The 22,407-nt window shown below is 49.3% G+C and carries 22 protein-coding genes; 5 read left to right on the top strand and 17 right to left on the bottom strand.

Annotation, left to right across the window (positions count from 1 at the left end):
• Window positions 1-95: 95 nt before the first annotated feature.
• Both HKN88_09350 and HKN88_09345 read left to right on the top strand, forming a co-directional pair.
• Window positions 96-1,934, top strand: coding sequence for an NUDIX hydrolase (locus HKN88_09350; protein ID NNC98261.1), 1,839 nt, complete (start codon window positions 96-98; stop codon window positions 1,932-1,934).
• Window positions 1,921-3,570: an alkaline phosphatase gene (locus HKN88_09345; GenBank protein ID NNC98260.1), complete on the top strand. Its 1,650-nt coding sequence runs from the start codon at window positions 1,921-1,923 to the stop codon at window positions 3,568-3,570. Before HKN88_09350 ends, HKN88_09345 begins: the two co-directional genes overlap by 14 nt.
• 35 nt (window positions 3,571-3,605) lie before the next feature.
• On the opposite strand, the gene HKN88_09340 is transcribed toward HKN88_09345, so the two are convergent.
• From HKN88_09340 to dapF, 14 genes are all read right to left on the bottom strand, one after another.
• On the bottom strand, window positions 3,606-4,277 hold the full coding sequence (locus HKN88_09340; GenBank protein NNC98259.1) for an RNA pseudouridine synthase: 672 nt from the start codon (window positions 4,275-4,277) through the stop codon (window positions 3,606-3,608).
• Window positions 4,278-4,282: 5 nt separating this feature from the next.
• Window positions 4,283-5,188 carry a DMT family transporter gene (locus tag HKN88_09335; protein NNC98258.1) on the bottom strand — a complete coding sequence of 302 codons (906 nt, stop codon included), beginning with the start codon at window positions 5,186-5,188 and terminating at the stop codon, window positions 4,283-4,285.
• A 108-nt stretch (window positions 5,189-5,296) separates the two neighbouring features.
• On the bottom strand, window positions 5,297-6,241 hold the full coding sequence (locus HKN88_09330; protein ID NNC98257.1) for a patatin: 945 nt from the start codon (window positions 6,239-6,241) through the stop codon (window positions 5,297-5,299).
• 16 nt (window positions 6,242-6,257) lie between these two features.
• On the bottom strand, window positions 6,258-6,926 hold the full coding sequence (locus HKN88_09325; GenBank protein ID NNC98256.1) for a hypothetical protein: 669 nt from the start codon (window positions 6,924-6,926) through the stop codon (window positions 6,258-6,260).
• A gap of 62 nt (window positions 6,927-6,988) precedes the next feature.
• A complete protein-coding gene (locus HKN88_09320; protein NNC98255.1) occupies window positions 6,989-7,687 on the bottom strand; it encodes an alpha/beta hydrolase in 699 nt (232 codons plus the stop codon).
• 99 nt (window positions 7,688-7,786) lie between these two features.
• Window positions 7,787-9,418, bottom strand: coding sequence for a ubiquinone biosynthesis regulatory protein kinase UbiB (ubiB, locus tag HKN88_09315; protein ID NNC98254.1), 1,632 nt, complete (start codon window positions 9,416-9,418; stop codon window positions 7,787-7,789).
• Window positions 9,415-9,990 (bottom strand): hypothetical protein, encoded by a 576-nt coding sequence (locus HKN88_09310; protein NNC98253.1) that lies wholly within the window; start codon window positions 9,988-9,990, stop codon window positions 9,415-9,417. Before HKN88_09310 ends, ubiB begins: the two co-directional genes overlap by 4 nt.
• 4 nt (window positions 9,991-9,994) lie before the next feature.
• Window positions 9,995-10,750, bottom strand: a complete 756-nt coding sequence (gene ubiE / locus HKN88_09305) for a bifunctional demethylmenaquinone methyltransferase/2-methoxy-6-polyprenyl-1,4-benzoquinol methylase UbiE (GenBank protein NNC98252.1) — start codon at window positions 10,748-10,750, stop codon at window positions 9,995-9,997.
• Window positions 10,751-10,772: 22 nt separating this feature from the next.
• Complete coding sequence (locus HKN88_09300) at window positions 10,773-11,147, bottom strand: DUF971 domain-containing protein (GenBank protein ID NNC98251.1); 375 nt, start codon at window positions 11,145-11,147, stop codon at window positions 10,773-10,775.
• A 120-nt stretch (window positions 11,148-11,267) separates the two neighbouring features.
• Window positions 11,268-12,590 (bottom strand): HslU--HslV peptidase ATPase subunit, encoded by a 1,323-nt coding sequence (hslU, locus tag HKN88_09295; protein NNC98250.1) that lies wholly within the window; start codon window positions 12,588-12,590, stop codon window positions 11,268-11,270.
• Between the two features lie 193 nt (window positions 12,591-12,783).
• The gene (gene hslV, locus HKN88_09290; protein ID NNC98249.1) at window positions 12,784-13,314 is read right to left on the bottom strand and encodes an ATP-dependent protease subunit HslV; all 531 of its coding nucleotides are present in this window, start codon (window positions 13,312-13,314) and stop codon (window positions 12,784-12,786) included.
• 29 nt (window positions 13,315-13,343) lie between these two features.
• On the bottom strand, window positions 13,344-14,300 hold the full coding sequence (gene xerC, locus HKN88_09285; GenBank protein ID NNC98248.1) for a tyrosine recombinase XerC: 957 nt from the start codon (window positions 14,298-14,300) through the stop codon (window positions 13,344-13,346).
• A 33-nt stretch (window positions 14,301-14,333) separates the two neighbouring features.
• Window positions 14,334-15,101 carry a DUF484 family protein gene (locus tag HKN88_09280; protein ID NNC98247.1) on the bottom strand — a complete coding sequence of 256 codons (768 nt, stop codon included), beginning with the start codon at window positions 15,099-15,101 and terminating at the stop codon, window positions 14,334-14,336.
• A 77-nt stretch (window positions 15,102-15,178) separates the two neighbouring features.
• Window positions 15,179-16,012, bottom strand: a complete 834-nt coding sequence (gene dapF, locus HKN88_09275; protein ID NNC98246.1) for a diaminopimelate epimerase — start codon at window positions 16,010-16,012, stop codon at window positions 15,179-15,181.
• A 314-nt stretch (window positions 16,013-16,326) separates the two neighbouring features.
• Here dapF and HKN88_09270 point away from each other — a divergent pair, with 314 nt between their 5' ends.
• The 3 genes from HKN88_09270 (at window position 16,327) to HKN88_09260 (ending at window position 20,331) form a co-directional block, all read left to right on the top strand.
• Window positions 16,327-18,429: a S9 family peptidase gene (locus tag HKN88_09270; protein ID NNC98245.1), complete on the top strand. Its 2,103-nt coding sequence runs from the start codon at window positions 16,327-16,329 to the stop codon at window positions 18,427-18,429.
• A 132-nt stretch (window positions 18,430-18,561) separates the two neighbouring features.
• Window positions 18,562-19,203, top strand: a complete 642-nt coding sequence (locus HKN88_09265) for a ParA family protein (protein NNC98244.1) — start codon at window positions 18,562-18,564, stop codon at window positions 19,201-19,203.
• An 81-nt stretch (window positions 19,204-19,284) separates the two neighbouring features.
• Complete coding sequence (locus tag HKN88_09260) at window positions 19,285-20,331, top strand: 2Fe-2S iron-sulfur cluster binding domain-containing protein (protein ID NNC98243.1); 1,047 nt, start codon at window positions 19,285-19,287, stop codon at window positions 20,329-20,331.
• On the opposite strand, the gene HKN88_09255 is transcribed toward HKN88_09260, so the two are convergent.
• From HKN88_09255 to HKN88_09245, 3 genes are all read right to left on the bottom strand, one after another.
• Window positions 20,313-21,263 carry a DMT family transporter gene (locus HKN88_09255; protein NNC98242.1) on the bottom strand — a complete coding sequence of 317 codons (951 nt, stop codon included), beginning with the start codon at window positions 21,261-21,263 and terminating at the stop codon, window positions 20,313-20,315. The genes HKN88_09260 and HKN88_09255 overlap by 19 nt on opposite strands.
• A 65-nt stretch (window positions 21,264-21,328) precedes the next feature.
• Complete coding sequence (locus HKN88_09250; protein ID NNC98241.1) at window positions 21,329-21,616, bottom strand: hypothetical protein; 288 nt, start codon at window positions 21,614-21,616, stop codon at window positions 21,329-21,331.
• Window positions 21,617-21,727: 111 nt separating this feature from the next.
• On the bottom strand, window positions 21,728-22,407 hold a 680-nt coding region (locus HKN88_09245; GenBank protein NNC98240.1), incomplete at its 5' end, for a hypothetical protein.

Below are 22,407 nucleotides of genomic sequence, written 5' to 3'. Positions count from 1 at the left end.
CAAGCAAAAATTATTTACAAAAGTATTCTAAAAGTAATTGCTTGCACGGCGTACAATGACTGTTTTTAAAATCACCATTGCGTAAATTCGGCCTTATGAAAAAACTTGTTCTTATTGTGGTCCCCGTAGTTCTAATTGGCGTGTATTTTTTATATCAGGGAAAGGGGGACTCCGACTCCATTAAACTCCCGACAGGCTATTGGTCGGTGGAACAAAGTAGTGCAGTACTGGAACGCAGTGCCGAGATCATCTTGTCGCCCGACCTCAGCGCCTTAAAAGCCCAGGAACGTGAAGCCGTACGTGAACTGATGCTGGCCGGGATTATATTTAATGACTTGTATGAATTATCCCGCCACCCGCAGGCCTTGAGTGCGCGTGATGAATTGAATAAATTACACAAAGAACTCGGCGAACCGGTGGAAACCGCCAATCTGCTCAATTTGTATTATCAGTTCAAGGGGCCGATCGCCACAAACCTTGAAAACGAGCGTGTGGCTTTTTTGCCGGTCGAACCCGAACAAGCCGGTGGCAATGTCTACCCCTGGGGCGTGGATAAAGAAGCGCTGGAAAAATATTTGTCCGGCAATCCGGATCTGCGTCGCAGCATTATGCATTTGCGTTCAGTGGTACGCAAAGTTACCCCGACCAATCTCACCGAAGACATCGCCAAACTCAATAACAATTTACTCCTCGACAGTTTGCACCCGGGGCTTAAAGACCGTCTGCTCAAGATCCAAAGTGAACATCCCAATGAGGGTTACTACGGCTTGCCCTATTCCGTGCATTACATGAATGAGATCATGCAGATCCACAAACACCTGAATAATGCGGCCGACTGGATGGAGAATGAAGACCGCGAATTTGCCGGATATTTACGCCAACGCAGTTTTGATCTGCTGCGTGATGATTATGAAGCCGGTGACGCATCCTGGGTCACTGGCCGTTTTAATCAACTCAATGGTCAGATCGGCAGTTACGAAACTTACGACGACACCTTGTTTGGCGTGAAAAGTTATTTCAGTTTGAATGTGCTGTTACGAAACAAAGAGGCCAGTGAAAAACTCGCCAGCGGTTTGCGAAATTTACAAGCAGTACACGACGCCTTGCCTTATCAATTTCCGCGGCGTATTAACGAAAACTTGTCACTCGGAGTGTACGACGTGATCGCTGACTTTGGCCAGTCACGTGGTGCCAATACCGCCACCATATTGCCCAATGAAGCGGAACAATCACGTAAGTATGGTCGTACTATCATGCTACGCCATAACATCATGACCAATCCGGTGCTGTTCGCCAATGCCCAGGCACGCTTTGCCGCGGCAGTAGAGCCTGAATTTGCCGCTGATTTAAGCATGGATGGACAATTCCAGCGCACCTTGTGGCATGAAGTGGGTCATTATCTGGGAGTCGACGAAACCGAGTCCGGTGGTGATCTGGACGCTGCACTCGAAGAAGTCGCCGATCATTTTGAAGAAATGAAAGCGGACCTGGTTTCCCTGTTCACGGCGAAAGAATTATTGGAAAAAGAAGAACTCGGCGCCGAGACCTTTAAACAAATTCAGGCCGGCGGAATATTACGCGTACTCAGAACCAACAAACCACGCAGGGACCAGGCCTATGGCACCATGCAATTGATGCAATTTAATTATTTATTAGAAAACGAGGTGATCAGCTTTGATCCTGAAATGGAAAAAATTCATATTGATTACGAAAAATTTCCTGCTGTGGTCGCCAGCATGCTGGAAGAAGTGTTAGGCATCCAGGCCAGTGGCAAAAAGAATGAAGCCAAGGCCATGATCGAACGCTGGGGCTATTGGGATTCCGAGCTGCATCAGGTGCTGGCCAATAACATGAAAGCCGCAAGCCGGTTCCAATATCGCCGGGTACGTTTCACCGAATTGGAAAATCTGGAGAAAGAACTTGGATCAGACTAAATCTTCACAGACCAAGCCTGCATTAAAGCGATCCCTTGGTATCTGCTGTATTGCAATTCTGATCACGCTTGCGGCGTGTAGTCGCTCCGATAAAGTTCAGCAGGCAAGCTCCGAGGAACCTGTCAAGCAAGTTGAGCAACTGCCCGTGAGCACAATTGAGCATCCGGATGACTGGTATGCCCAGGGACAAAGCCTGTTACAAGAAAAATTGCAGCAACCGCTGAATCAACGCCCTGCAAAAAATGTGATCCTATTCATTGGCGATGGTCTGAGTGTGGCAACAGTCACTGCCGCGCGTATCCTTGACGGGCAATTGCGTGGTGAAAGCGGGGAAGAGAATTTTTTGAGTTTTGAACATTTTCCCTATACCGGCCTGAGCAAAACCTACAACACCGATAGCCAAACTCCGGATTCGGCCGGCACCGCAACCGCCATGCTGAGCGGTATTAAAACCAAGATCAGTGTGGTGGGTATGAACGATAAGGTGGTGCGTGGTGAATGCGCAGGTAGCCAAGCTGCGATTGCACCATCCTTGCTCGAACTTGCCGAACAGGCCGGATACAAGACCGGCGTCATTGCAACTACCCGTATCACACACGCCACACCGGCCTCGGCCTTTGCGCATGTGGCACACCGCGACTGGGAAGCCCAGGCGCCGCAGGGATGCAAGGATATCGCCTCCCAACTGGTGGATTTTGATAAGGGAGACGGAATCGAAGTAGTCTTGGGTGGCGGACGCGCAGCCTTTTTGCCGGTCAGCACACCAGACCCGGAATATGCCGACAAAAACGGTTACCGGCGTGACGGCAAAAACCTGATACAAACATGGCAAGCACAAACGCCAAGCCGGAAATATGTCTGGAATCTACAAGACTTTAATGCGCTTGCGCTCTCCAAACATGCTTACTCGCAGATCCTGGGTTTGTTTGAACCCAGCCATATGCAATACGAGGCCGATCGCGGGGAAGACGCCAGTGGAGAACCGTCGATTGCCGACATGACCGGCTTTGCGATCAAGCATCTCAGCTCGGAAGACGGTTTTTTTCTGCTGGTTGAAGGCGGCCGCATTGATCACGCCCATCATGCGGCAAATGCTTACCGCGCCCTGCATGATGCCGTCGCCTTTGCCGATGCCGTGAAAATGGCCGATGAGTTGACCAATGATGAAGATACTTTGATCGTGGTGACTGCGGATCATGGCCATGTGATGGAATTTGCCGGATACCCGAAACGCGGTAACCCGATCCTGGGCAAGGTCAGCAGCGCCCTGACGGTTGACGGCATGACCCTGGATCGCGATGCCAGTGGTAAACCCTATACCACCCTGGGTTATCTCAATGGCCCGGGACATATTGGTGCCAGTGACACACAACCCGAGGGCAGCAAAAGCTATCCGCATTATCCAAATACTATTCAGGGCATTACAAACGGCAGACCGGATCTGAGCGAAGTCGATACCGAAGACAAGAACTATTTACAAGAATCGGGTATACCAACTCGCTCTGAAACCCATTCCGGCACCGATGTCGGCGTGTATGCCAAGGGCCCGGCAGCGCATTTACTTACCGGGGTGTATGAGCAGAATTATATTTTTCATGTGATGCAACACGCCTTGCGCCTCGAGCCTGCTGAATAATATTGCCCCAATAAATTTGGCCAGCAATAATCATGCTAGAAAGGCACTTCACAAAATCCCTTAACCCGCTCATTGCTAAGCGGGTGATCAAATTCCAGTTTGCTGGCATGCAACATCAAACGCTGCGACATCGCCAAGGCTTTTGGGTGCGCATACAAACGACAACCCAAAATCGGATGACCGATCTCTGCCGCATGTACACGGAGCTGGTGAGATCGTCCGGTTAGCGGTTTGAACAACAGGCGTGTTTGATCCTCGCCCCTGTGCAATACCTCGAAATGCGTTAAAGCCGGCTTGCCCACCTGGTGATCAACCATTTGTTTGGGACGGTTTGGCCAGTCGCAGATCAAGGGTAGTTCGATCGAACCCGTATCTTCTTCTACTACGCCGTAAACCACAGCAACGTATTCTTTGTAGGTGTTGCGTTGTTCAAACTGCATACTCAGGTGGCGATGACTGTCCGTATTTAAAGCAATTACCATGATGCCCGAGGTGTTCATATCCAGTCGATGCACAATGCGTGCAGTCGGGTACTGCTTCTGTAGCCGTGTGATCAAACAATCTTTGTTCAATGGATGTCTACCAGGAACCGACAATAGGGGACGCGGTTTATTCACCAACAGGAAGCTCTCGCCTTCGAGCAGTATTTCGACCTGCTCTGCGCAAGGCGGAACAATGTAATTCTTGGATTTATGAGTCTCAGGCATTTTCATTAACCCATCAACACAACCATCACCCCGCTCAAGGTGAGCAAGAGACCCAGGATCTTTTGTCTGGAAATGTGCTCTTTCAGGACCAACCAGGCAAAGAACACAATAAACACGGACGAGGTTTCATTCAATATCGATGCAACGGCCGGGTTGATCAGTTTGTATCCCGTCAACCACAGCGCCATGGATAAATAACCGCCCAGGAAACTGGCCAATACAATCGTTTTCCAGGGATGATTGCCTTTGAGGTTTTGTCTGAACAACGGCCACTCTTTGCGCACACTCATGAAAATGCACATGCCCGCCAAACCTGCCAGCATGCGTAACAAGGCGGTCCAGAAAAACGGTTGACGGTCCATCACCCCGGTAACCATCAAGACCCCCGCTGCGGTTAATATGACTGCCGTGCCACCAAAAAACAGACCTTTGCGTAGATCCGCAGGATCTATGTCTTGTTTATTCTGGCGCCATGCAACCATGAGCAATCCGAGTAAGACCAAAACAAAACCCAGATATTGCCAGCCTTGCAAAGACTCGCCCAGAAATAAAGCGGATAAGGAAATCACCGATGGACTGTAAATAGTCGCCACAATTCCCATGCGAGCCGCGCCCAGATACTGCAAGCCTTTAAAATACCAGGTGTCGGCAATGGCGAGCCCGATCAGGCCAGACACAAAGGTTAAAAACATATCCCATCGGGAAAAAGACGGTAACCCTGCACCGTCTTGAAACAGTTCAATAACCACCACTGTGGCCAGTAACAATAATGCAGCAATAATGTTTTTAACAAAATTTAGCTCGAAAGCCGGCATGCTTTCACCACTGCGGCGAAACAGCACTACACTCAGTGCCCAGGCAATAGAACACGCCGTGGCACAAAACTCGCCGAATCCAAAGCTTATCGCCATAGTGGAAAACTCTAAATAACCTGAAAATAAAAAAGGTCAACCGTGTGGCTGACCTGCTAAATGCACGCGCTATTGTACCTTGAATTGTGCAGACTGAAGCGGCAGTGCCTAGCCATTGACCCGGTAATCGATCTCTTCTCTGAGACGTTTGACACATGCCTCACCCTCAGCGATTGCATCTTTGGCCTTATACAGTTCCAGCAAACCGATTTCGGATAAGCGCGGAGCCAAGACAATATCCGGCGGATCGCCAACCAGGCGACTTCGGGTCAGGCGATCTTGCATAATGTTGATTGAACTGGCGATCACATCAAAGACCTTGGGCTTCTCGAATCCGTTATCAGGATCATCGTCTGAACTCAACCAATTGCTGGTTACCTGCCTGAAATTCCGTTTTGCTTTTGTGATAAAAGTATCGTCAACATTGTTTGATACGTTTACTGGATGATCTGTATCTTCCACATGCTCGTTCAGCTCATGACTGGTTGCTATATCCGCATTGAGATTGACCGCAATGGTCACGTCGGCACCCAGAGACTTGGCCAGAGACACCGGCACCGGGTTGACCAACCCGCCATCCACCAGCCAGCGCTCTTCGTGCCAGTATGCCGGATATAATCCTGGGTAAGACATACTTGCCCAAATTGCGTCCAGCACCTGCCCGTGCTTCAACCAGACCTCTTCGCCACTGCTCAAGTCACACGCCACGGCTGCAAACGGCTTATCCATCTGGCTGATCAATTTATGCGGACCACAAACATGTTCCTGGTAGAACTCCTGCATGCGTTCTTTTTTCACAAACCCGTGAAATGAAAAATTCAGGTCGAAATAACTGGCAATCGTGCGCTTGTTCAATGAGAGCGCCCATTTTTCCATTTGCTCGAGCTTGCCATGCAAGTAAGAGGCGCCTACCAGGGCTCCGACCGAACAACCCACCACTATATCCGGCACGATGTCGATCTCTTCCAGAGCTCTTATTACACCAATGTGGCACATGCCGCGGGCCGAGCCACTTCCAAGTATCAAGCCGATTTTTCGAGATGGTTTTTGCATAATGTCCGTCAAGTGATCAGTTTTTGAATAGTTGCGGGTTTTGTTTTACAAATTTGTACACCCAGCGCTCAAAGAAGCGGGTGGGTTTGTTGCGTTTTAAAAAAATATAGCCAATCACCGAGATAACCAGAGCTCCGATCAAGGCAATAAAAATATCTTCCATCGTATCGTCCAGGCCCGTTTTGGTCATGTTCATACCAAACACCACATCCATGATGTATTCGAATAATTCCCAGATCACTCCGAGGCCCAGCGAAAACAAAAAAGCAAAAAAAGCCACAAAGCCGGGATTCAGGTGCATGCCGATATTGTCATTTTCATTTAACACATGCACCAGAACAAAGCCAAAGATACCCGCAATAAACCCGGAGGCCAGATGCAACATCAGGTCCCACCACCAGTACACTTGATAGTAGCCTCCAACCTCGCCCAAAAACAGTGAGGCATAAATAAATACCACCGCCAGGAATTCGAATTCAACCGGAACGGTCACGCGCAGGGAATGACCGAGTAACCGCGGCGTAAAAGTGGCCAGAATAATTCCACAAGTGGTCAATGCCGGCAAGAATTTGTTTTGTACAAACAGTATTATCGCGCCAATAAACAGAAGTACCCGCAGAATCACCGTGATCCATTGCATGATCCTGGTACTGGTGAGTTGCTGTTTATCGATTAGGTTTACCATTGCCTTCCTGTTTGCATGGCGGTCAAGTATAGCGTTTGCACACCCCCGATCGTTGACGGAGATCAATTGTGTTTGAATTTACCTTGTCTGAGGAAATGCAAAACCTGCCGGATTGCGTCGGCATCCCGCATCATGAAGGAATGCGTGTTTCCGATCACAATAAAATCCTGCATGCTTTCGAGTTTCATGTTTTCCAGGGTAACTTTACCGTCATCGTCACCCGGTAATACCCATGACATCGCACTGTTACTGTGCTTTGCCGCAATCACTCCAAATGGCATTGATGGCTGAGGTAAAGTGCTGGGCAAACTGTCGGGATCAGTGCCGAGGCGACTGCCGGCCGGGCCGGCGCTTTGCATAAACAAGCGATTATGGGCGAATACATCCACCACTTCACTGCCTTTATTGGGCGGACTCAGCATCACCAGATGTCCGGTAGTGAATTCTGATAAATGGGCATCCAGACTTCTAACCAGCATGCCGCCCATGGAATGGGTTACAAAATGCAGCACCCCTGATGGATCAGTCACACAGTTCCGAATGCGGGGCAACACATATTCCATGGCCAAGACATTGAGTTCAAAATAACGTGATGGATAATCAATATTGCAGACGCTATAGCCATTGGCCTGAAGACTGCTTGCCAGCGGTCGCATTGAACGTGCCGTGCGATTCAAACCGTGTAATAACACCACGGTTTCCTGATTATCCAGATCCGGTAAAGGCCGGTATTGATGCAAACTGCTTTGTTGATTGGCCACTTGTTGGGCTGTAGCACAAGCTGACAATAACAGACTTGTGCAAATCAGTACTAAGAACGGTAATCTGAACATCTAACAACGGTGATGCAATTCATGCACCTAGCTGCGAGCAAAAATGGCTAGTGAAATTATCATCATGCCCCAGCCCAGCCACAGCGGCTGGAAAGCGGTTCCGAGCAAGACCGTTGCTCCGATAAATAATGATCCAGCCAGAATATTGCCTTTGGTTTTTTTCTGATTGTCGACCAGTTGTTGCTGGATCTTTTCCAGCTGTTTGCCTTTGGCCTGCACCACCAGTTTTCCATCGGCCATTTTTTGTAAGGTATGGAAGGCCAGCTGCGGCGCCACCTGCAAGGCCTCGCCCATTTCCGGCAGGTCTTCGCGAATTTTATCGATGGCGGCCATCGGGCCATAACGTTCTTTCATCCAGCTCTCCAAAAAGGGTTTGGCGGTTTGCCACAGGTCCAGATCAGGATACAACTGTCGCCCCAGACCTTCAATATTAAATATGGTTTTTTGCAGCAACACCAGCTGCGGCTGGACCTCCATGTCAAAACGTCGGGCAGTATTGAACAGACTGAGCAGGAAATTGCCAAACGAGATCTCTTTCAGAGGCTTGTTGAAAATCGGTTCACACACGGTACGGATCGCGGTTTCAAATTCATTAACCCGGGTACCTTCCGGGACCCAGCCCGACTCCACGTGCAGTTCGGCCACGCGCTTGTAATCACGATTAAAAAAGGCGATAAAATTCTGTGCCAGGTAATTCTGGTCATTCGGCGTGAGTGTGCCGACAATTCCGAAATCAATAGCGATGTATTTCGGGTCTTCCGGGTCATCGACATTCACAAAAATATTGCCGGGGTGCATATCGGCATGGAAAAAATTGTGTTTGAATACCTGGGTAAAGAAAATCTCCACCCCGCGTTCAGACAAACGCCGCATATTCACATTGCGTTGATGGAATTCACTGACTTGCCCGATCGGAATACCGTACACGCGTTGCATGACCAGAACATTTTTCCGACAATAATCAAAATACACTTCCGGCACATACAAAGCGTCAATCTTTTCATGGTTGCGCCTGAGTTGCGCCCCGTTGGACGCCTCACGCATCAGATCCAGCTCGTCGAAAATGGTTTTTTCGTATTCACTCACCACTTCGATCGGACGCAAGCGCTTGCTCTCGCTCCAGTAAGCATCTGCAAGTTTTGCGAGGTCTTTTAATACATCCACATCTTGTGCGACCAGCGCCTCGACGCCGGGCCGCAAGACCTTGACCACAACATCTTTTCCGTCGTGCAAGGTTGCTGCATGCACCTGGGCAATGGAAGCCGCCGCCAATGGCTGGTCTTCAAAGGTCGCAAACACTGCATTGAGTGGTTGTGCGAATGCTTGTTCAAGAATGTCTTTAGCCTGCTCGGACGGGAATGGTGGCACCGCATCCTGTAGTTTGGCCAATTCAAGTGCAATTTCCGGTGGCAAGAGATCGACCCGGGTGGATACGGCCTGACCAAACTTCACAAATACTGGACCAAGCTCTTCCAGGGCTTCGCGAATGCGGGCGCCTAATGGTTTATTTTTATCAACAAACCAGTTGGAAGGGAATATATAAAACAGAAAACGTACGGGGCGGAATAAATGTGTGGCTTTGATGACTTCGATCAAGCCATGCTTTACCAATACGCGCTGGATCTGCAACAGACGCCAGAATTGTTTGGGCCGGATCAACAAGACTTATCCAGCTCATCAAGATCTTTTTGTAAGGTGTCCAGATCCTCTGAAAATTGCTCGAATTCTTCCTGGGCGGGTGGCGATTCGGCTTGAGTTTCGGGTTTTGTCGTCTGCTCAAAACTTTTAAACAGTTCTTGCCCGATACTCGCCAATCCTTGCAAGACATTACTGAGCTGCGGACCGACGTAATCCCCGAAAAGTTTGGCTAGCTCTTCTTGCCAATCCGGCATCGCCAGTTCGATCAAGCGTTGAAATTGGCCCGCCAGTACGGCATCCCCTTTCATGGTTAATTTACCCGCGCGCACCAGTTCCAGTGGTTTTTGCTGAGTGGCTTGCATAAACGTAAAAACCGAACCACTGAAAACCACCTGGGCTTTCATGTCCGCATCGGTCAAAATTTCGATACTCTCGCCCAGCGGGGCCAGCAAAATACGTTCTGGCACTTCAGTGATATTTATCTCAAGCACTTTGCCGCTCAAGGTTTTACAAAATTCACGCGCCGTGACCGAATCGCGTAATTTGCGATTCAATAAGGTTTCAATATGGGGAACGGCGGCTTCGACTAACATGGTCTTAGATCTTGTACCCTCTGTGCAATGCCACAATACCGCCAGTCAGGTTTTGGTAACGGACTCTGGCAAAACCCGCATCCGTGAGCATTTGTTTGAGTGTTTCCTGATCCGGGTGCATACGGATCGATTCGGCCAGATATTGGTAACTTTCAGAATCCCTGGCCACCAGTTTTCCCAGTAAGGGTAAGATCTTGAACGAATAGGTGTCATAGACTGGCCCCAGTCCCGGAGCGACTGGCTTGGAAAACTCCAACACCAACAAGCGCCCGCCCGGTTTCAATACACGGTGCATGGAGCGCAGGGCTTTGTCTTTGTCCGTTACATTGCGTAAGCCAAAGGCGATGCTCACACAATCAAAACTGTTGTCATCAAACGGTAAGTCTTCGGCATTCGCGGTTTGAAACGACACATTGCCGCCAATACCGGCATCGATCAAACGATCGCGTCCGACTTCCAGCATATTCTCGTTAATATCGGTCAGGATGACATGACCGCTTGGCCCTACCTGTTTGGCCAAACCGATCGCGATGTCACCCGTACCACCGGCAACATCCAGGGCTTGCATGCCTTCACGTAATCCGGTTTGTTCTAAAGTGAATTTTTTCCACAGCCGATGCACACCCAAAGACATCAGGTCGTTCATGATGTCGTAATTTTTGGCGACCGAATCAAAAACACCTTTGACCTTGTCTTGTTTTTCGTCGACCGGTACTTCCTGATACCCGAAATGGGTGGTATTTTTTTCAGATTTGCTCATAGTGGGTCTTTATCTGTTGCGGTTAATCTGGCGAAGGCATGTCGGGATGGGAATGACCTGCGGCTTTCAATTTATCCAGATATTCTTGCCAGTTCTGCGGGTATTTTACGCCAAGTTCGTACAAATATGACCAGGAATACAAACCCGTATTATGCCCATCATCAAATTCCAGTCGTAATGCGTATTGGCCAACCGGTTCGATACGCACAATGCGAATGTCGCCTTTATCCACTTGCAATACCGCCTGGGTCGGGCTGTGTCCGCGCACTTCCGCCGAGGGCGAGAACACGCGTAAGTATTCCCAGCTTAAGCTAAATGTTTGCCCGTCATCAAAACGGACCTCCAGCAAGCGGGATTCCTGGCGCATTTTAATTTCGGTTGGGATGGGTTGGGTCATTTTTAATTACACCATGCAGGATGGGCAAAGCCTGCGCGCCCATGTTTTTTTATTTAGGTGATGGGCACACTCCGTTTTGCCCATCCTACGCAATTTATTACGAATCGTTTCGCTACCACCTTACAAAATATAGCGACTTAGGTCTTCATCCTCGACCAGGGCTTCAAGTTGCTTATCCACGTAGGCGGCATCAATCTCGACTGCATTCTCGTGTTTGTCCGACGCATCGAAGGACAATTGCTCCAGTAATCGCTCCATCACGGTGTGTAAGCGACGTGCTCCGATATTCTCCATTTTCTCATTGGCTTTGAATGCCACTTCAGCCAGGCGTTGGATGCCGGCTTGCGAGAAATTCACATCCAGTTCTTCCGTAGCGAGTAAGGCCTTGTATTGCGTGGTTAAGGAGGCATCGGTCTCGGTCAGGATCTTGACAAAATCATCAACGGTCAAGGCTTCCAGCTCAACCCGGATCGGAAAACGACCTTGCAGTTCCGGTATCAGGTCAGATGGCTTGGCAACATGAAAGGCTCCCGATGCGATAAACAGAATATGATCGGTTTTGATCATGCCATATTTGGTATTCACGGTACTGCCTTCCACCAATGGCAAAAGGTCGCGTTGCACACCTTCACGCGAGACACCCGCGCCTGAAGCATCGCTGAGTTTGGCGATCTTGTCGAACTCATCCACAAACACAATGCCGTGGTTCTCGACCGCGTTCAGAGCTTCCTGTTTGAGTTCTTCTTCATCAATAAGTTTGGCGGCTTCTTCATCGATCAATATTTTTAAAGCATCTTTGACTTTCAAGCGCCGACGTTTTTTCTTGTCGCCACCGAGGTTTTGAAACATTGATTGTAATTGTCCCGTCATTTCCTCCATTCCGGGAGGTGCCATTATTTCAATGCCCACGGATGCCGCTTTGGTATCGACTTCAATTTCCTTGTCGTCGAGCTTGCCTTCACGCATCATTTTGCGAAATTTTTGTCGCGTATCGGTTTCTTTTTCCTGTTCGACATCATCGCCAAAGCGTGCCGGTGGCAGCAAGGCATCCAGGATGCGATCCTCGGCCGCGTCTTCGGCGCGCGGACGTAATTTTTCAATGACGCTTTCGCGTGTCTGGTTCACGGCCATGTCGACCAGGTCACGAATAATCGAATCCACTTCGCGTCCTACATAACCCACTTCAGTGAATTTGGTGGCTTCGACTTTTACAAACGGCGCTTTGGCGAGTTTGGCCAGACGTCGGGCGATCTCGGTTTTACCTACGCCGGTAGGCCCGATCATCAAAATGTTCTTGGGCGTGATCTCGCTGCGCAAAGGCTCTTCAACCTGGGCGCGTCGCCAGCGATTGCGTAATGCGATGGCCACCGCCCGTTTGGCGGCGTCTTGACCAATAATATGATTATCCAGTTCTTGCACAATCTCGCGCGGGGTCATGGACATAATAAAAACCTTTTTTGTTAGTGAATTTGGTACTTTTACCTAAAATCAGCTGATATTGAAGCTAAATGTAGACAAAATGGTGCTAATTGTTGTTATATGGTAGTAAATCGAAACTTTAGGTGAATCGCTACTTTATGTAATTTCGCGACATTTAAACACGTATTAGGCGCTGATACCTGCGTAATCGGCAATTTTAGGCCTTATTGCTCTCCAATTCTTCGATGGTCATTACCGGATTGGTATAAATGCAGATATCTGCTGCGATCTGCAGCGATTTTGCCACTATCTCGCTGGCATCTAACTCAGTATTATCGAGAAGCGCACGCGCAGCGGCTTGTGCAAATGAGCCACCTGAGCCAATCGCCATAAGATCATCCACCGGCTCTATAACATCCCCGTTGCCAGAGATAATAAATGAGGATTCGGCATCGGCCACCACCAGCAAGGCCTCAAGACGGCGCAAATACTTGTCAGAACGCCAGTCCTTGGCCATTTCCACGGCGGCCTTCATCAAGCGGTTGTGCTCTTTCATTTTGGTCTCGAAGCGCTCAAACATGGTGAAGGCGTCTGCGGTACCGCCGGCAAACCCGGCCAATACCTTGCCACCGTGTAAACGGCGAACCTTTTTCGCATTGCCCTTCATGACAGTATTGCCCAGGGTGACCTGGCCATCGCCGCCAATGGCGACTTTTCCGTTCTTACGGACTGAAACGATCGTTGTCATACAGTTCTCTTATTTGTCGGGCCAGTGCTTCAGGACGATTCGTCGGTCTTTTTGGTGGCCCGTGGATGGGTTTTATCGTAAATGGAGGCAAGATGCTGAAAATCAAGGTGCGTGTAGATCTGGGTGGTGCTGATGTCGGCGTGTCCGAGCAATTCCTGCACAGCCCGCAGATCACTACTCGACTCCAGCATGTGCGAGGCGAAGGAGTGGCGGAATTGATGGGGATGCAAACTGCTGTCCAGCCCCTGTTTCTTGGCCCAGTGTTTAATCCGTTGTTGCACACTGCGATGACTGATGCGACTGCCACGGTTACTCACAAACAGTGCCCGGTTTGCGGCGTCTTTGACCCAGTCGGTACGAACTGTTAACCATTCTTGTATTGCTGTCAGGGCCATTGCGCCCACCGGTACCACGCGCGTTTTGTTGCCTTTACCCAGCACCCGCAACAAGCCCTGCGCCATGTCCACATCACTGATATCCAATGCGGCCAGTTCGGCCAAACGCAAACCCGAGGAATATAACAATTCGAGCATAGCTTTGTCGCGTAAAAAGGTTGGGCCCTTGCCCGTCATATTCAAAAGCCGGGTCATTTGATCAACGTCGAGGGTTTTGGGCAAGCGTTTGGGCGCCTTGGGTGCGCGCACACCGGTGGCCGGGTTATTCTGGATCTCGCCTTCTTTCAATAAATAATTGAAAAAACTGCGACATGCCGACAAACGTCTTTGGATACTGCTGGCTCCGAGACCTTGTCTGAATGCAGTTGCGGCAAAAAATCGCACTTGCTTACTGTCCAGAGCCTGCCATTCCGTGATGGACTGCTCGGCACAGAATAGACCCAATGCTTTAAGGTCACGACGATAATTGCTCAAGGTGTGGGGAGAAACCTGTTTTTCAAAACGCAGGTAGTCAAGAAAGCGGGTGACCTGCGGTAATAACCCATCTGTCGCGGAGGACTGAGAAGCTTCGTTTGCGTCAGTGCTAGTCATGGAACAGTCTCAGTGAGACCAGAAGAAAAACCCTTAGGAGGTTGCGATAACGTGACTGACCAATTCACCCATGCGCGCAAGAAAATCGGTACTCGATGAGGGATTGAAATGATTGATATCACGCGATCCAAGAGCCAATAAGCCTACTTCACCTTTGTCGCCCAAAGGCACCAGGGCCGCCGAACCAATCTCTTGTTGCTGTTTTTCAGTAAACAGGAATTTGTTTTGAGCCTTGCTCAAGCGCGCGCACTTGGGCTGACCCGATTCCAACATGCTCTGGAACAAGGTGGAGAATTCGGCATTCTCGCGCTTGATGCTGTGCACGAAATTGCCCGGGAACATGGTGACTTTATCGGCGGTAATATCCTGGAAGATCTGCAGGCTATACATGTCCACACCAAAATCATCGCGCAAGGCGGTTTCGACCACGGTGAAGATCCCGGGTAAATGGCGGGCTTTAACCAAACGCAATGCCAGACGGTGGATCTTGTCGATCAATTGGTCATTTTCCCGGCCGATCTCGATAAAGTCGGCCAGGCGGTGTTCGAGACGATAGTTTTTATCTCGCAAGGCAACCAGTTGGCGTTCAACCAGCGACACCGAGTGTGTGCCGTCGGGATGTGGCAAACGCAACTCGTTCAACAGGTCATTATTGCGGGTGAAAAAATCCGGATGTTCGCGCAAGTACGCGGCAATTGCAGCCTCTTCCATGCGCTGTTCCATACTTAAAGTTGCGGGCAGATCAAGCTTACTGACGTTGTCCTTGTTGACGCTTTCTTTACTGCTGATTTCAGAACTCATTGGATGGACTGCGCTCCGTTTTGTTAATGCCAACAGTGTAACGGAACTCACTGTCTATTGCGACATATTGATGAGAATCAAGACACCTGAATGCTGCCATTAAACACGCGAACGGCATCACCGCGCAACCAGATCTTTTGCCCGTCGCCTGCCCAATTTACGATGGCCTGCCCACCGGGCATATCGACCCTGACCTCGTCGTCCAACCAGCCCCAATGACGGCCCACCGCAACCGTGGCACAGGCACCACTGCCACAGGCCAGGGTTTCTCCAGCGCCGCGTTCATACACACGCAGGCGCAAGTGGTCACGTGCCAGAAACTCGACAAATTCCACATTGGTGCTTTGCGGGAACATACTGCTTCCCTGAATAGCTGTGCCTAAACCCGCCACATCGGTGTCCGCAACACTTGGCACCGACAACACTGCGTGAGGATTCCCTATTGAAACGGCGCCAAAACTCAATTCCCGACCAGCCGCTTGCATGTGATATTCAGACAATTGTTGAGCGGACTTTAAGGGCAGGCTCGCAGGTTCAAACGAGGGCACCCCCAGTGCAACACTAACCGAACCATCGGCATGACAGATCGCGTCCACATCACTGCGCATGGCCTGTAATCGGAACTCGGCTGGCAATTCATCTTTATCAAACAAGTATCGGGCCACGCAGCGAGCGCCATTGCCACATTGCTCGACTTCCTTGGCATCGGGGTTGTAAATCCGGTAGCGCGCATGACATACGGGATCATCGCTGGTTTCGATCAGCATGAGCTGGTCACAACCCACGCCTTTGCGACGATCACATAAATGGGCAATAAATTCAGGACTCAGCTCGACATCTTGATCACGACGATCCAGAACGATCACATCGTTTCCCAAACCGTGCATTTTGGTGAATTTTATGGTGTTCATTAGCGGGAATTTTAGCAGCTATCGCCCACAACATTGATTATTTAAGCGCTTAAGCCTTTTCATTTTCCTAAAAAAAAGCTACATTAATCGGCTAAATGCTGCAGCTCTACTATCTCTCCCGCCCAATCATTTCTTTTAAGGCTTTAACTATGTTATTCACCAAACAAACCATTAAAACTTCTACCCTAATTCTCGCAAGCACGTGTTTGCTCCTGGGCGCCTGTTCAGACACCGATCAAAGCGCTGTAAATGAAATTGCTGCAGAGGCTAGTGATTCAAGCAGCGAAGCGCAAGAGAAAATAAAAGAAGACACTATGGCTAAAGTTAAAACTCTTGCCAGTAATTTATTGTCTGAAGCAGATTTGCAAGCTCTGGAAGATTCCGATCCTTATTTATGGCTTGAAGACGTAGATGGCGAAAAAGCTCTGAATTGGGTCAAAGCACGTAATAAGGAATCGCTCGATTATTTAGAAGCCATTCCGGGCTTCAAGGAACTGAATAAAAAGAATCTCGAAGTTTATGATTCGGATGAACGCATTGCCTATCCGAGTATTCGGGGAGACTATGTGTATAACTTCTGGAAAGACGACGAACACATACGCGGTATATATCGTCGTACAACTTTGGCCGAATATTTAAAGTCGGATGATCCGGATTGGAAAACCGTGCTCGACATTGATGCACTGGCCGAGAGTGAAAACAAGAACTGGGTTTATAAGGGCAGTAGTTGTCTGTACCCCGAATACACCAGGTGTATTCTGAATCTCTCCATCGGGGGAAGTGATGCGGTAGTCAGACGGGAATACGATCTCAATACTCAAAGTTTTGTGGAAAACGGATTCGTCACCAAGGAATCCAAAGGCGCCATTGCGTGGCTGGATAAGGATACGGTCATGGTCGGTGTAGATTTCGGACCCGAGTCGATGACCGACTCCGGTTACCCGAAATTAAGCAAACTGTGGAAACGCGGAACGCCTCTCACTGACGCCAAGACCCTGTTCACCGGGCAACAGGAAGATGTGGGCATCTGGGGCTATGTGATCAATGTTCCCGAGGGCTCTTACCCTTTCATAAGACGCTCAAGCACTTTCTACACCGGCGAAACCCACTATTACCACAATGACAAGACCACCAAGCTCGACTTGCCGAAAGACGCCGACTTTAACGGAATCTTCAAAGAGCAAATGCTGGTTGAATTAAAAAGTGACTGGGAAGTCGGCGGACAAGTCCTGAAGCAGGGCTCACTGGTCAGTATCGGGTTTGAGAATTTCCTGGCCGGGAAACGCAATTTCACCGTGCTGTATGAACCGAGCGAGCGTACCAGTGTTGCCGGATTCAGTACCACCAGGGATCACTTGCTGCTTTCAGTTTTGAATAATGTGCGCAGCGAGCTGTACAAGTATGAATACGCGCATGGCTCCTGGACAAACAGCAAAGTTGACACTCCCGATCTTGGCAACTTGTCGGTGGTTGCAACAAACGATACGGCGAACGATTATTTTTACACTTACACCGGGTTTTTAAATCCCAATACCTTGTATTACGTCGACAATAATGGCAAACAACGAAAAGTTCGCTCACTGCCAGATTTCTTTGACGCTGGCAAATATCAGGTTCAACAGTTTGAAGTCACTTCAAAAGACGGCACCAAAGTGCCCTATTTCATGGTTGCGCGTAAAGACCTTGAATTGAATGGCAAGAACCCCACGGTCATGTATGGCTACGGCGGTTTTGAAGTGTCATTAAGACCTTCCTACTCGGCCACCATCGGTATCGACTGGCTCGATCAGGGTGGTACCTATGTATTAACCAATATTCGGGGTGGTGGTGAATTCGGCCCCAAATGGCATCACGCAGCACTTAAGGAAAAACGTCCGCGTGCTTATGAGGATTTCATTGCCATAGCAGAAGATCTGATAGATCGCAAAATAACTTCACCGCAGCACCTCGGAATTCGCGGTGGCAGTAACGGCGGCTTATTGGTCGGCGCCATTTACACCATGCGCCCGGATCTGTTCAATGCGGTGGTCTGCGCTGTGCCTTTACTGGATATGAAACGCTACAACAAACTCCTGGCCGGTGCGAGCTGGATGGCCGAATACGGTGACCCGGATATTCCGGAACAATGGGATTACATTAAGAATTATTCGCCCTACCACAATCTTGAAAAAAACCGGGAATACCCAAAAGTCTTTTTCTATACATCAACCAAAGATGACCGTGTGCATCCCGGACATGCCCGCAAAATGGTTGCCCTGATGGAAGAATACGGACATCCCAACTATTACTACGAGAATATCGAAGGTGGGCACGCGGGTTCAACCAATAATGAACAAGCCGCCTATATTTCAGCGCTCACCTACAGCTATTTCAAAGACCAATTGATGCCGGATTCTCAGAAACAAGCTGCAAAGTAGTTTAGATTGGGTAAATTTTGAGCATATGCAGCGATGAGCCAATCACAAGATTGGACAGCGACTGGCGGGTGCTTTAGGATTTAGCTGATAATTTATACAAGCCAAAAGAAATAAAACAAAAGAGAGGACGTTATGCGACACATATTGGTCATCAACCCCAAAGGCGGCAGCGGTAAAAGCACCGTAGCGACCAATCTCGCGGCACATTACGCCCACAAGGTTGACGATGTTGCCCTGGTAGATTTTGACTCACAAGCTTCCAGCCTGGACTGGCTGGAACGTCGTTCCGAGCGTTACCCGGAAATTGTCGGTTTAGCCGGATTTGAAGATGGCATGCGTGGCGTGAATCGCGGCACCGATATTGTGATCATCGACGCTCCGGCGCGTACCCACAAAACCGAACTGACCGATCTGGTCAATCGTGCCGAAACCATCGTGATCCCGGTGCAACCGTCACCGATCGATATGGATGCCACGGCAAAATTCCTGGATGAGTTGAGTCACTACAAAAAGATCAAAGAGAAAAAAGTTAAAGTTGGTCTGGTTGCCAACCGTTTCCGTGAGAATACTCTGGTGTGGGACAAACTGGACGAGTTTCTGGAAAAACAAAAACCACCTTACATCGCCGCATTTCGTGAAGCACAAAATTATATCCGTGCCTACACGCGTGGCCTGGGCATCAATGAACTTCCCGAGTATCTGGCCTGGCCAGACCAACAACAATGGGAACCTTTGATCGAATGGTTAGACAGCAAGCGAAGCCAACCAAAATAATCGACAACTCGAAGCGTACATCAGCCGTCTTCGGACGGCTTTTTTATTGCATTACCGCATTACAGTAACTGAATCAGCACTATGACGTCTCAAAAAACCCACTCCATTACCCTGCAACCCGGTGGTGACAGTTTTAATGTGCAAGAGCACGAGAGCATTCTGGATGCGGCTATTCGTCAGGGTCACAACTTGCCACACAGTTGCCGGGGCGGCAGTTGTCACAGTTGCAAAGCTCGCGTTACGTTTGGCGATTTTCATTATCCCAACGGCACACCCTGGAGTCTCAGCGAAGAGGACCTTGTAGCGCGACAATGTTTGATCTGTCTGGCACATGCCGACAGTGATATGCAAATTATTGCCAAGGCAGTGGAAACCCCGGCCGAGATCCAGATCAAACGCCTGCCCTGTCGCATCGAGAAAAAAATATTGCTCTGTCATGACGTCATGGCATTGCATTTACGGCTGCCCAGAGTTGAGCCCTTCCAGTTTCTGGCAGGGCAATATATCGACATCTTGTTACCCGATGGTCGGCGACGCAGTTTTTCCATTGCCAATCCACCGCACGATGCCGGGTTGCTGGAAATCCACGTACGACGGGTTCCCGACGGTTCCTTTACTTCACAAGTCTTTGACGCTCTCCCGGAACGCTCCTTACTCAGGATTGAAGGACCCATTGGTAACTTTTTTGTACGCAAGAACCAACGCCGCCCGATCATTATGCTGGGCGGAGGAACCGGTATCGCACCACTCCTTGGAATGTTGCGTGACCTCCTGGAAAACCAGGATGATCATGGTGTGCATTTGTTCTGGGGAGCGCGCCAAACTCGTGATCTGTATTTGCACGATCACCTGCTGGAGATGGCTTCTGACTACGAGCAATTAATGTATAGCCCGGTGCTCTCTGAAGCAGAATCGGGAGAGAACTGGAAAGGACGTAGCGGCTGGGTGCATGAGGCGGTGTTGGAAGATTATCCGAATATGTCGCCGTTTGATGTTTACATGGCAGGCCCTCCACCGATGGTAGAGGCGGCAAAGCTGGCGTTCACCGATGCCGGGTTAGCGCATGAGCAATTGTTTTACGACTCCTTTGAGTTCGGCGCGGATGTTATTCAGGCGAGCATGTCTTGATCTGATTTCTTTTCAAGCTTTTTCGCGATTGGGATTTGTGCCAGCAACATCGCGCCCAGGATCAATCCACAGCCGACTAACATTCTTGCCGTCATTACTTCGGACAGCAGCAAATAACCGCCAATTACTGCAAACACGCCTTCCATACTGATAATTATTGCCACGTGGGTCGGGTGCGCTTCTTTTTGGGCCAGCATTTGTAAAGTGAATGCCAGGGCTGTTGCCAACAAGCCGGTGTAGGCTATTGGAACCCAGGCTTTGGCAATTAGTGACAGATCGATTGATTCGAATCCGATTGCCGTGATCAAACTGAAGATTGCACAAAACCCGAATTGCAAAAAAGACAGAGTCAGGGCGTCGTTGTATTGCACAAATCGATCAGCGACCAAAACATGTAATGACCAGAACACCGCACTGCACAGGATCAGAACATCGCCATATTCCAGAGACCAAAAATTTTCTGCGTCCGGTTTGATGCTGAGCAAATACATACCAAACAGTGCAAGCCCTACGCCAAGCCAGGTGGGCAGATTCACTTTTTTGGCGACAAACAATCCCAGCAATGGAACAAACAACACATATAAGCCGGTAATGAAACCTGCTTTACCCGCGGTGGTGTAGATCATGCCGGTTTGCTGAAAGCCTATGCCGCAATACAATAAAAAACCCAGCACTATGGACGGCAATAAAGAAGTGTGAATATTTTGTATAGCCGCATGCGACGCGTTAAGCTCATTTGACGACTTGCGCCGCGAATAGAAAAACCACAGCACTGGAATCAAGACGATGGTTCCAAGACCAAAGCGCGCAGCATTGAAGGTAAACGGCCCGATGAAATCCATACCTTTTTTCTGGGCCACGAATGCAAAGCCCCAGATCGCAGCAGCAATCAGCATTAAAAGGTTGGCACGAAAGCTGGTGGGTTTTGACATGCGTTTATTCCAGACAAATAAAAACGACCATAAAGGTCGTTGCAGATTGCCGAGTTATTTCTGACTCAGGCTGTCATGATATTGGATTGTGCATCGTGTTGCTCCGGCTCCATCCAGCACGAACCACCACAACGCTCTATGGCTCGCTTGTACATAATCGCAGTATCTTCATCCGCGCCGGTTTTGATCACTGTAGGCTTACCTCTAAACAATCTGGAAACCTCGCTGTCCTGCATTTTGAACACAAATTTGATGTTCTCTTTAAGGACCTGCACTGGCACACCTTGCTGGGGTTCTGGAATAAACAGAACCACAAATTTGTCTTTATCAGAATTGAAATGCCCGACGTTCATATGACCCCTGATTCTACGGATTTAAGGCGGCTGCACAAGTCTAATTTCAAGAACAGCCAATATCTGATGCTGAAATGCGTATAAATACGGGATATTAGGTTTATTTTTTGCTTATTTGTTTTGTGGTAGCGCCAGAATTCGGGTCATATTTCCGGTTTGGCCGGTTAACAGCTGCAGACCTTTTTTGAAGGATTCACTGGCCTCATTAACCTCACCCAGGTGCTGCAACAACTCGCCATGCAATTGATAGCTCTCCGGGCTTGCCTGCATGGCAAGACTGGATTCGATATAACTGCGAGCCTTACCCCATAATTTGACCCGCACACATAACTTGGCCGCCACTTGTAATAACTTGGCACTTTCGCCACGTTTTTTTAGCCAGTTTTCTACCTGGCTCAATTGCTTGTTCGCATCCATGCCGCTGAGGTCGGCATAACAATCCAGCAAACTTTCATCCCAGTGTTTTTTTAAGGCCTGATTCACCACGGCTTCGGCTTGCTTGGCCTGACCGTGTTGCAACAAGCCTCTGGCATAGGTTGCGATGAGTTTGGGTTGGGTTTTGGTGGTCTTGTCTAAAGAATCCCAGGCCGCTTGCAGTTGCTCGGCTGCAGTGGCATCGATCAAGATCTCTTTATTCGCCAATAGAGCGATCTGGTCAATTTCAGCTTTTTTATAGGCCTGGTATTGACGCAAGCGCGGTACCAGGCCTCGCAACATACCCCAATCTTCCAGGCGTTCATAAAGTTTGGCCTGCAAACGCAAACTTTGTTTGTGGCCCGGTGAAAGCTCTT

It is taken from the genome of Gammaproteobacteria bacterium, from assembly GCA_013001575.1.
In the GTDB taxonomy this organism is placed as follows: Bacteria; Pseudomonadota; Gammaproteobacteria; order Steroidobacterales; family JABDMI01; genus JABDMI01.
This window is presented reverse-complemented; position numbering and strand designations above follow the sequence as displayed.

Bases quoted from the DNA above. Each gene is read 5' to 3' on its own strand.
- HKN88_09300 (NNC98251.1), bottom strand. From the start codon at position 11,147: ATGACCCAACCCATCCCAACCGAAATTAAAATGCGCCAGGAATCCCGC.
- HKN88_09350 (NNC98261.1), top strand. From the start codon at position 96: ATGAAAAAACTTGTTCTTATTGTGGTCCCCGTAGTTCTAATTGGCGTG.
- xerC (NNC98248.1), bottom strand. From the start codon at position 14,300: ATGACTAGCACTGACGCAAACGAAGCTTCTCAGTCCTCCGCGACAGAT.
- HKN88_09335 (NNC98258.1), bottom strand. From the start codon at position 5,188: ATGGCGATAAGCTTTGGATTCGGCGAGTTTTGTGCCACGGCGTGTTCT.
- hslV (NNC98249.1), bottom strand. From the start codon at position 13,314: ATGACAACGATCGTTTCAGTCCGTAAGAACGGAAAAGTCGCCATTGGC.
- hslU (NNC98250.1), bottom strand. From the start codon at position 12,590: ATGTCCATGACCCCGCGCGAGATTGTGCAAGAACTGGATAATCATATT.
- HKN88_09330 (NNC98257.1), bottom strand. From the start codon at position 6,241: ATGCAAAAACCATCTCGAAAAATCGGCTTGATACTTGGAAGTGGCTCG.
- HKN88_09280 (NNC98247.1), bottom strand. From the start codon at position 15,101: ATGAGTTCTGAAATCAGCAGTAAAGAAAGCGTCAACAAGGACAACGTC.
- HKN88_09265 (NNC98244.1), top strand. From the start codon at position 18,562: ATGCGACACATATTGGTCATCAACCCCAAAGGCGGCAGCGGTAAAAGC.
- HKN88_09255 (NNC98242.1), bottom strand. From the start codon at position 21,263: ATGTCAAAACCCACCAGCTTTCGTGCCAACCTTTTAATGCTGATTGCT.
- HKN88_09325 (NNC98256.1), bottom strand. From the start codon at position 6,926: ATGGTAAACCTAATCGATAAACAGCAACTCACCAGTACCAGGATCATG.
- dapF (NNC98246.1), bottom strand. From the start codon at position 16,012: ATGAACACCATAAAATTCACCAAAATGCACGGTTTGGGAAACGATGTG.
- ubiE (NNC98252.1), bottom strand. From the start codon at position 10,750: ATGAGCAAATCTGAAAAAAATACCACCCATTTCGGGTATCAGGAAGTA.
- HKN88_09310 (NNC98253.1), bottom strand. From the start codon at position 9,990: ATGTTAGTCGAAGCCGCCGTTCCCCATATTGAAACCTTATTGAATCGC.
- HKN88_09260 (NNC98243.1), top strand. From the start codon at position 19,285: ATGACGTCTCAAAAAACCCACTCCATTACCCTGCAACCCGGTGGTGAC.
- HKN88_09340 (NNC98259.1), bottom strand. From the start codon at position 4,277: ATGCCTGAGACTCATAAATCCAAGAATTACATTGTTCCGCCTTGCGCA.
- HKN88_09250 (NNC98241.1), bottom strand. From the start codon at position 21,616: ATGAACGTCGGGCATTTCAATTCTGATAAAGACAAATTTGTGGTTCTG.
- HKN88_09270 (NNC98245.1), top strand. From the start codon at position 16,327: ATGGCTAAAGTTAAAACTCTTGCCAGTAATTTATTGTCTGAAGCAGAT.